Source organism: Paenibacillus humicola, from assembly GCF_028826105.1.
Lineage (GTDB): Bacteria > Bacillota > Bacilli > Paenibacillales > Paenibacillaceae > Paenibacillus_Z > Paenibacillus_Z humicola.
This window is the reverse complement of sequence record NZ_JAQGPL010000001.1, coordinates 1-10,000: the sequence shown is the minus strand read 5'-3', so window position 1 is coordinate 10,000 and position 10,000 is coordinate 1. Positions and strand designations below refer to the sequence as shown.

Genomic DNA, 10,000 nt, shown 5'->3' with positions numbered 1-10,000 from the left:
TCTTATTCTTCGGCCGAATGCTCGCCGGACTCCGGCCCTTCGGAGAATTCTTCCTCATTATCCGTTTCTTCGGACCGGGCGACGCGCGTGACCGTGGCGACCGAATCTTCTTCGCGGATATGAATCAGCTTCACCCCTTGGGTATTACGTCCCATCGTCGAGATGCCTTCCATGCTCGTGCGGATCATGGTACCGGATGCCGTCATAATCATCAAGTCCTCGTCGTTGTGGACGACCTTGAGTCCGACGATCTGACCATTCTTATCGGTCACGTTCAACGTTTTGATCCCTTTGCCCCCGCGCGTCTGGATGCGGTATTCGCTTACCGGCGTTCGTTTGCCGTAGCCCTTGGATGTAACGATAAGAACCTCGTTATCCGTTACGACTACGTCCATGTCGATGACATAATCGCCGTCGTCGAGCTGAATGCCCTTGACCCCGGTTGCGCCGCGGCCCATGGAACGCACGTCCTGTTCCGGGAAACGGATGGACATCCCTTGGCTGGTGCCCATAATGATTTCCTGATTGCCGTCGGTCAGCTTCACGCCGATCAGATCGTCGTCTTCCCGAAGCGAGATCGCGATCAGACCGATTTTTCGAATATTCGCGTAGTCGTCCAGCGGCGTCTTCTTCACGATCCCCTGACGGGTGGCAAAAAATAAATATTGGTCCGGATCGAACGACTCGACCGGAATGACCGCATTGACGGTTTCGCCCTGCTCGATTTGAATCAGGTTAATAATCGGCGTCCCCCGCGCGGTGCGGCTCAGCTCGGGAATTTCGTAAGCTTTGAGCCGGTAAACCTTCCCTTTGTTCGTAAAGAACAGCAAGAATTGGTGGGTATTGGATATGAACAAATGCTCGACAAAATCATTGTCTTTCGTATCCATCCCGATGACGCCTTTACCGCCCCGCTTCTGGCTCCGGTAAGTCGTAACCGGCAGACGCTTCACATAGCCGGAATGAGTGATGCTGATCACCACATCTTCACGCGGAATGAGGTCCTCATCCAAAATCTCGTCCTCGCTGACCATCAACTCCGTGCGGCGCTCGTCGCCATACTTCTGCTTGATCTCTTCAAGCTCTTCGCTAATAATTTGCAGGACGAGCTGCTCGTCGGCCAAAATCGCCTTATATTCGGCAATCTTCTTCAGCAATTCGGCATATTCGGCCTCAATTTTCTCCCGCTCCAAGCCGGTGAGGCGCTGCAGCCGCATGTCCAGAATGGCCTGGGCCTGATCAAAGGTGAGCGCAAACCGCGAAATAAGGCCTTCTCTCGCTTCTTCCGTCGTTTGCGAAGCCCGGATGAGCGCAATCACCTCGTCCAAATTGTCCAGCGCGATCCGCAGTCCTTCCAAAATGTGCGCTCTTGCTTCGGCCTTCTTCAGGTCAAATTCGGTCCGGCGCCGGATAACTTCGATCTGATGCTGCAAATAGTAATACAGAATTTCTTTCAAATTCAAAATGCGAGGCTCGCGGTTTACAAGCGCCAGCATATTGATGCCGAAGTTCATTTGCATTTGCGTATGCTTATACAAATTGTTCAGCACAATGCTCGGATTCACGTCCCGGCGCAATTCAATTACGATCCGCATGCCGTTGCGGTCCGATTCGTCCCGCAAATCGGTAATGCCTTCGATCTTTTTCTCGCGCACAAGCTCGGCGATCTTCTCGACCAATCGGGCTTTATTGACTTGATAGGGCAGCTCGTGCACGATGATGCGCGCTCGGCCGCCGCTCTCTTCGATGTTCGCCCGCGCCCGCATCGTAACCGAGCCGCGCCCGGTCGTATAGGCCTGGCGAATACCGTGGCGGCCCATCAGAAAGCCCGCAGTCGGAAAATCGGGACCTTTAATATAATCCATCAATTCGATCGGCGTAATCTCGGGATTGCGGATCAGCGCTTGCACCCCGTCGATGACTTCTCCGAGATTGTGCGGCGGAATATTGGTCGCCATACCGACCGCAATGCCGGATAAGCCGTTGACGAGCAGGTTCGGAAAACGGGCGGGCAGCACGGCCGGCTCCTGTTCCTCGCCATCGTAGTTCGGGATGAAATCGATCGTTTCTTTGTTTATATCGCGCAGCATTTCCATCGCGATTTTGGACAGACGCGCTTCCGTATACCGCATGGCCGCGGCCATATCGCCGTCGATCGAACCGAAGTTCCCGTGCCCGTCGACCAGCATATAGCGAAGCGAAAAATCCTGCGCCATCCGCACCATCGTCTCGTAAACGGCGGAGTCGCCGTGAGGGTGATATTTGCCGATTACCTCGCCTACGATTCTGGCGGACTTCTTAAAAGGCTTGTCAGGCGACATGCCCAGTTCCGACATCGCGTACAAAATGCGGCGGTGTACCGGCTTCAGCCCGTCTCTTACGTCCGGGAGCGCCCGGCTGACGATAATGCTCATCGCATAATCCATAAACGAATCCCGCATCTCGGTCCCGATATCGCGATTTCGTACTTGCGAACGTTCTTCTTCCGCCATGGGTCAACCTCCTGAAAAATATCGTATAACCGCTGCTAGAAACAGTGTTCTCATATTAGCGGCGCGCTTAAACATCAAATCCGTCATGTTTCATGTTTTCAAGAAAATGCTGGGCGAAGGCCCGGTCCGCATCCTGCTCTCCGCCATAAACTAAACCGAACGATTCGCGAATGTATAAAAATAGGCATCTTCACTATTATAGCATCGTTTTACCCCCCTGTCTCCTGCGCGCTAGGCATTCATTCGACAACAATCGACGAACGGAAAGGCGGAGCCTCCTTGGGCATTCAACGAGTCAAAAGCAAGTGGGCAAAAACGAATGCTTTATTGCAATCCGATACGCTGAGCGGCCATATTCCGGAAACGATTCAATGGAGCCGCGAAGGTTTGCAAACGATGCTGGACGAATGCGGCATGCTGTACGTCAAGCCGGATCAGGGGACGTTCGGCGGCGGCGTCATCCGCATTGAGAAAGTGGACGAAGACCACTATACGTATCAGCTCGGTACGAAGCTGCGGACGTTTCCCGCCTTCGTGCAAATGGCCGACCGGCTGGAACGCGAGCTGGGCAGCCGGCCTTATTTGATCCAGAAAGGGATCGAGCTGTTAAAATATAACGGCCGCCGCTTCGATATCCGCGTCATGGTCCAAAAAAATTTGCGCGATCGATGGGAAACGACGGGCATAATCGGGCGGCTCGGCCATCCGCTCAAGGTCGTCACCAACTATCACAGCGGCGGCAAGCCGATGACGTTCGAAACGCTAATGGGCAGCCACCTGTCACCCAAAGCGGTCAAGTCCTATAACAATTGGCTGCGAACGCTTGGCGTATCGGTCGCTTCGCAGCTGCAAACGGTCTATCCCCGAATAAAAGAAATCGGTATCGACATTGCGGTCGATACCGATTTCAACCCGTGGATCCTGGAAGTGAATACGATGCCGGATCCTTACCTGTTCCGCAAGCTGCCGGATAAGAAAGTGTACCTCAAGGTATCCAAATATTGCAAGGCGTACGGCCGGTTCAGAAAGAAAAAACGTTCCTCGCCGCGAAAAACATAAGCCGGCATATAAAAACAAGCCGTCCGGTTACATCCGAACGGCTTGTTGATCGTAAGCATAGGCTTTACGCCACGGTTCGCTAAACGTCGAGATTTTTCACGAATTTGGCGAACTGCTGAATAAAATCGCGCCGCGGCTCGACGTTATCCCCCATCAGGGTCTCGAACACATCGTCCGCTTCCATGGCATCCTCGATCGTAACCTGAAGCATCATGCGGCTTTCCGGGTCCATCGTCGTCTCCCACAGCTGTCCGGCATTCATCTCGCCGAGGCCTTTATAGCGCTGCACGTTCACCTTCGCGCCTTCGCCGAATTCGGCGATAATGTCATCCCGTTCCTTCTCGGACTGCGCGTAGCGGACCACTTTGTTGCGCTCGATTTTGAACAGCGGCGGCTGGGCGATATAAATATAGCCCGCCTCGATAATTTTGCGCATGTACCGGTAAAAGAACGTCAGCAGCAGCGTCCGGATATGCGCGCCGTCGACATCGGCATCGGTCATAATGATGACCTTATGATACCGTGCCTTCGAAATATCGAAATCGTCGCCGATGCCGGTCCCAAGCGCCGTAATGATCGCCCGGATCTCCGTATTGCCGAGAATGCGGTCGAGTCTCGCTTTTTCGACATTCAGTATTTTCCCCCGCAGCGGCAGAATCGCCTGAAAATGACGGTCGCGGCCCTGTTTGGCCGAACCGCCCGCGGAGTCGCCTTCGACGATATACAGCTCGCTGATGGAGGCGTCCTTGGAGGAGCAGTCGGCCAGCTTGCCCGGCAGCGAGCTCACCTCCAGCGCGCTTTTGCGGCGCGTCAGCTCGCGCGCTTTACGGGCCGCTTCGCGAGCCCGGGCGGCCGACAGGCCTTTCTCGACGATTTTGCGCGATACCGATGGATTTTCGTCGAGAAATTCCTGAAACTTCTCCGCGAAAAACGATTCGACGATGCCGCGCACCTCGCTGTTTCCAAGCTTCGTCTTCGTCTGGCCTTCAAACTGCGGCTCGGGAATTTTCACCGAAATAATCGCGGTAAGCCCTTCGCGAACGTCGTCGCCGGAAAGGTTGGAATCATTGTCCTTGACCAGATTCATTTTGCGTGAATAATCGTTGATAATCCGAGTCAGCGCGCTCTTAAATCCGGACTCGTGCGTTCCGCCTTCGTGCGTGCTGATGTTGTTCGCAAACGAGTAAATGCTCTCGCTGTAGCCGTCGTTATATTGGAGCGCGACCTCCACCTGGATATTGTCTTTAAAGCCTTCGACATAAATCGGGTTCTCGTGCAGCGCTTCGCGGTGACGATTCAAATATTTGACGAACTCGATAATCCCGCCGTCGTATTTGTACGTATCGGACGTGCCCGTCCGCTCGTCGAGCAGCGAAATTTGAATGCCTTTGTTCAGGAAAGCCAGCTCGCGAATCCGCGTCTGCAGAATTTCGTATTCAAAAACGGTCGTTTCCGTGAAAATTTCCGTGTCCGGCTTGAACCGGACCGTCGTCCCGGTTTCATTCGTCTCGCCGATGACCTTCACATCGTACTGCGGCACGCCGCGGCGATACTCCTGCTGATGGATTTTGCCTTCGCGCTTGACGGTAACGACAACCTGCTCGGACAGCGCGTTGACGACGGAGACGCCGACGCCATGAAGACCGCCCGATACTTTATAGCCTTCGCCGCCGAACTTGCCTCCGGCATGAAGGACCGTCAGGACGACCTCAAGCGTCGGCCGCTGCATCTTCGCATTCATCCCGACGGGGATCCCCCCGCCGTTATCGATGACGGTAATGCTGTTATCTTCGTGAATAATCACCTGGATGTTGTCGCAACGACCGGCCAGCGCTTCGTCGATGCTGTTGTCGACAACCTCCCACACCAAATGGTGCAGTCCTTTCCCGCTGGTGGAGCCGATATACATCCCCGGTCTTTTTCGTACCGCTTCCAATCCTTCCAGAACCTGTATCTGACTTTCGTCGTACGAATTGTGATTCAAAGACATGCTCGATTTCACTGCTCCTCTCGGGCTGCTTTCTCCTAATCGCTTCTTGATTTAAGTGGTGGCAAAGTGATGCGATCGTTTTTTCAGCGTGGAGGACGAGATCGGCGAATAGTAGATTTTGTGCTCGGTCACAACAATCGATTTCGCTTCTTCTTCTCCGATAACTTCAACGTCATTTCGCTTGCGTGCCTGCGCAACGAACTGTTTGGAAAGTTTGGAGGACTGCTCGATGGAAATATCAAAAATCGCCACAAGCTCCGCGGCGCGAATAATTTTTTCTCCGCCCAAATGAATATACATCGCTTGGATCCACCCTTTCGCCATTTCGTCCGCAGCCGTTATCGATATGGAAAACAGCCGGCTCAGCGCGCCACCTGACCTCCGCGGACATGATAAATGCGGGCGTCCTGCAGCTTGCCGATATTGACGCTCTCAAGCCCTGTCGTCGTAATAAACGTTTGCACTTTGTTTTGAAAAGTTTCGATGAGCTGCGTCTGCCGGTTCCGGTCCAGCTCGGATAAGACATCATCTAGCAGCAGAAGCGGATACTCCCCGATTTCCTCATGGATAAGCTCGATTTCCGCCAGCTTGAGCGAAAGCGCGGTCGTTCGCTGCTGTCCTTGGGATCCGAAGATCTGGGCTTCCTTGCCGTTTATATAAAAGGCCATATCGTCGCGATGAGGTCCTACCAGCGTCATCCCCCGGCGAAACTCCTGCTCTTTGGCCTGTGATAACTTTATCATAAATTGCTCAAATAAAACAGATTCTTCTTCCGTTCCGCCGGTTTCAAAGGACGGCCGGTAAACGATGGTCAGCTCTTCCGCGCCGGCCGTAATGCCCGCATGAATATGCTGAGCCCATTTTTGCAGTTTATAAATAAAGGTTTGCCTTTTTTTCACAATTTTAACACCGTATTCGGCAAGCTGTGCATTCCAGACGTCCAACAGCGCCTGCTGCACGCCGCCGGGTGCGGCGGATTTTAAATAATTGTTCCGTTGGGACAGCACTTTGGCGTATTGGCCGAGCGTATGCAAATAACCGGGCTGGACCTGGCCGATTTCCATATCGAGAAACCGCCTGCGGATGCCCGGTGTTCCTTTCACGATCTCCAAGTCTTCCGGAGCGAACATGACCACGTTGAGCGTTCCGACAAAATCGCTCAATTTTCGCTGCTCCAGCCCGTTAATTTTCGCTTTCTTACCCTGCGCCGACAGGCTTAAGTCGAGCGACACCTCGCCGTATTTCTTGTCCAAAACGCCGCGGACGCGCGCATCCTGCGACTGCCAGCCGATCAGTTCCTTGTCCCTGCTCGTCCGGTGCGATTTCGTCAATGCCAGCACGAAGATCGCTTCAAGCAGGTTCGTCTTGCCCTGTGCGTTCGGTCCGACAAACATATTGACCTGGCTGTCGGTCTTCAGCTCCATCTGCTCATAGTTACGATAATGCTGCAGTTGAATCGATTTTAAATACACCTCTGGGCCTCCTGGTTGCAGCCCTGCGCGTGCAGCCGCTGTTCAAGCTTCATTTCGTGCGACCGTAAATGACCCGAAGCCTTCCACTTCCACAACGTCGCCCGGGTACAGCTTGCGCCCGCGCCGGTTGTCCGGCTCGCCATTGATGCGGATCTGCGTCTCCTGCAGGAAAAATTTCGCCGCCCCGCCGGTATCGATGCACTCCGCCAGCTTCAGAAATTGGCCGAGCGCAATATACTCCGTTCGTATTGCGATTTCTTTCATCGTCATGGCCCCCGTCGTTACCCCGTCGTCCTGTAAGGCAAAATAAGATGCAGGCTGTGCTGGTGGTCGCTGGGCTTCAGGATGATCGGGCTCATCGCTCCCGTGAAGCCCATAAACAAATACTCGCTGTCGATGACTTTAAGCGAATCAAGCATATATTTGGAGTTAAAAGCAATCCGGAGCGGCTCGCCGGTGAATTCCCGGACCTCGAATTGCTCCGTTACCCGTCCGAGCTCGGTGGAGCTGGACGAAATTTCGATCGACCCGTCCTCCAGCGTAATCAACCGGACGATGTTCGTCTTCTCCTCGCGCGACATGAGGTAAGCGCGGTCGATCGCATCCGTCAATTTTTTTGTATGCAGGACGAGTTCTGTTTTGAAGTTGTGCGGAATAATCTTGGAAGTATCCGGATAAGTCCCGTCCAGCATCCGGGAATAAAACTGCACGTTTTCGATTTTGAACAGCACCTGATTGTCGGCGACGACGATCGTGACCGGACGGTTGTCATCCGGAATGAGCCGGGAAAGCTCGTTTAACGTTTTGGTCGAGATGACGACGTTGGAAAATTTATAGTCGGGCCGAGTCTCGACGGTTGCGGTGCGGCTGGCGAGCCGGTGACGGTCGGTCGCGATAAACTTCAGCTGCCCTTCTTGCAAATTCCATAATGCGCCAGTCAAAATCGGCGTTTGCTCGCTGGTCGAAGCGGCAAATACCGTTTGCCGGATCATCGCTTTGAGTAAGTCGCCGGGAACGTTGAACGATTCGCTTTCCTCGATAAACGGCAGCACCGGAAATTCCTCCGGATCGAGGCCGACCATCTGAATATCGGTCGAACCGGAGCGGATCATCGTCATAAAATGCTCTTTCATTTCGATCTCGACCTCGTCGGAAGGCAGCTTCTTGACGATTTCCACGATAAATTTGGCCGGAAGCACGACGCTGCCGGGCTTGTCGATATTCGCCACGGTATATTCGCTGTTTTGGGCGGGAATGAAGCTTTGAATCGAAATATCGGTGTCGCTGGCGGTTAACGTCACGCCCTGATGCGCGGCGTCGAATTTGATTCCGCCGAGGATCGGTATGGCCGGCCTGGAAGAGGCCGCTTTGGAAACCTGCTGAATGGCCTCGTTTAGCTCGTCTTTTCGAATGGAAAGTTTCACCTTGTTATCACTCCTAATTATATGCTGATCTCCGGGTTTGCAGACGCCGCTGCGCGCATGCTGTCGCTTTATCATTATTGATGATGATTATATTTAAAAAACCGTAGTAGTCGTAGTAGGGGCGCGGATTATGTGGATAAGTGAACAAACCGCCGATAAAGGAAGCCTATCCACATGTGAATAAGCTTGTGCATAGGCCTCTCGTATTGTTCAGGAATGATTTTTAATTTTTTCCGTGAGCGTTTGAACGATTTTATAAAGATCGGTATCCGCTTTGAGCTGCTGCGATATTTTCTCATGCGCGTGGATGACGGTCGTATGGTCGCGTCCTCCGAACGCTTCGCCGATTTTGGGCAGCGAATAATCGGTCAGCTCTCTCGACAGATACATGGCGATTTGCCGCGGGAACGCAACCGCTTTCGTCCGCTTACGGGCCTTAAATTCTTCGATTTTCAGACCGTACATCTCGCCGACCTTCTGCTGAATGTCCTGCATCGTTATCATTTTCGGCCGGCTCGACGGGATAATGTCCTTGAGCGCTTCCGCCGCCAAATGCGACGAAATATCTTCGTTGATCAATGAGGAATAAGCGACGACGCGGATCAGCGCCCCTTCCAGCTCGCGAATGTTCGTATCGATCTGGTTGGCGATATAGACCATCGCTTCATTCGGAATATCGAGATTTTCCGCTTTCGCTTTTTTGCGCAAAATGGCGATGCGGGTTTCGAGATCCGGCGGCTGAATATCGGTAATAAGCCCCCACTCGAACCGGGAACGAAGCCGTTCCTCGAGCGTCGGAATTTCCTTCGGCGGGCGGTCGCTGGAAATGACGATTTGCTTGCGTTCCTCGTGCAGCGCATTGAACGTATGGAAAAACTCCTCCTGCGTGCCGTCTTTTCCCGCCAAAAATTGAATATCGTCGATAAGCAAAATGTCGATATTGCGGTATTTATTGCGAAAGCTCTCGCCCCGGTTGTCCCGGATCGCATTAATAAATTCATTGGTAAACTTTTCGGAAGACAGGTAAAGCACCTTCGTATTCGGGTTATGCTCCAAAATATATTGCCCGATCGCGTGCATCAAATGCGTTTTCCCAAGCCCGACGCCGCCGTACAAAAAAAGCGGATTGTACGCTTTCGCCGGCGCTTCGGCAACGGCCAGTGACGCCGCATGGGCAAACCGGTTATTGGCGCCGATAACAAACGTATCGAACGTATATTTGGGGTTCAGCATATGCACAAACGGCTCTTCCGGCGCGGTCTGCACGCTTTGAACGACCGGCGGCTGCTGCACGACGGGTTCGGGGGGTTTATTTTCTTCAATGACGAATTTGATATCGTACTGACGGCCCATATATTCCTGCAGCGTCGTTCGCACCAGCTTCGTATAACGGCTTTCAAGCCATTCAGCCGCAAAAGTCGTCGGTGCCGTCACGACAACCGTCGATTCGCCGTGGAAGGAAGCTTTCGTCGCTTTGAACCAGGTGTCAAAGCTCGGTTTGCTCAGCTTCGTCTGAATGATCGACAGCACCTGTTGCCACATTTCGTGCGTATGGCTATCCAC

At 53.3% G+C, this 10,000-nt stretch carries 8 protein-coding genes; 1 reads left to right on the top strand and 7 read right to left on the bottom strand.

The window, feature by feature from the left end:
• Positions 1 to 2 precede the first annotated feature (2 nt).
• Entirely contained in the window at positions 3 to 2,492 is a 2,490-nt protein-coding gene (gene gyrA / locus PD282_RS00040) for a DNA gyrase subunit A (RefSeq protein WP_274648382.1), read from the bottom strand.
• 279 nt (positions 2,493 to 2,771) lie between these two features.
• On the opposite strand from gyrA, the gene PD282_RS00035 reads away from it, so the two are divergent.
• Positions 2,772 to 3,551 (top strand): YheC/YheD family protein, encoded by a 780-nt coding sequence (locus PD282_RS00035; RefSeq protein ID WP_274648381.1) that lies wholly within the window; start codon positions 2,772 to 2,774, stop codon positions 3,549 to 3,551.
• A gap of 79 nt (positions 3,552 to 3,630) precedes the next feature.
• Here the strand turns inward: PD282_RS00035 and gyrB are convergent, their stop codons facing one another.
• The 6 genes from gyrB to dnaA form a co-directional block, all read right to left on the bottom strand.
• Positions 3,631 to 5,541 carry a DNA topoisomerase (ATP-hydrolyzing) subunit B gene (gyrB, locus tag PD282_RS00030; RefSeq protein ID WP_274648380.1) on the bottom strand — a complete coding sequence of 637 codons (1,911 nt, stop codon included), beginning with the start codon at positions 5,539 to 5,541 and terminating at the stop codon, positions 3,631 to 3,633.
• A 51-nt stretch (positions 5,542 to 5,592) separates the two neighbouring features.
• Entirely contained in the window at positions 5,593 to 5,841 is a 249-nt protein-coding gene (remB, locus tag PD282_RS00025; RefSeq protein WP_274648379.1) for an extracellular matrix regulator RemB, read from the bottom strand.
• 62 nt (positions 5,842 to 5,903) lie between these two features.
• Complete coding sequence (gene recF, locus PD282_RS00020) at positions 5,904 to 7,013, bottom strand: DNA replication/repair protein RecF (RefSeq protein WP_274648378.1); 1,110 nt, start codon at positions 7,011 to 7,013, stop codon at positions 5,904 to 5,906.
• A 42-nt stretch (positions 7,014 to 7,055) separates the two neighbouring features.
• Positions 7,056 to 7,277, bottom strand: a complete 222-nt coding sequence (gene yaaA, locus PD282_RS00015) for a S4 domain-containing protein YaaA (protein ID WP_274648377.1) — start codon at positions 7,275 to 7,277, stop codon at positions 7,056 to 7,058.
• A gap of 17 nt (positions 7,278 to 7,294) precedes the next feature.
• Complete coding sequence (dnaN, locus tag PD282_RS00010) at positions 7,295 to 8,437, bottom strand: DNA polymerase III subunit beta (RefSeq protein WP_274648376.1); 1,143 nt, start codon at positions 8,435 to 8,437, stop codon at positions 7,295 to 7,297.
• Between the two features lie 210 nt (positions 8,438 to 8,647).
• A partial coding sequence (dnaA, locus tag PD282_RS00005) for a chromosomal replication initiator protein DnaA (RefSeq protein ID WP_274648375.1) occupies positions 8,648 to 10,000 on the bottom strand: 1,353 nt, incomplete at its 5' end.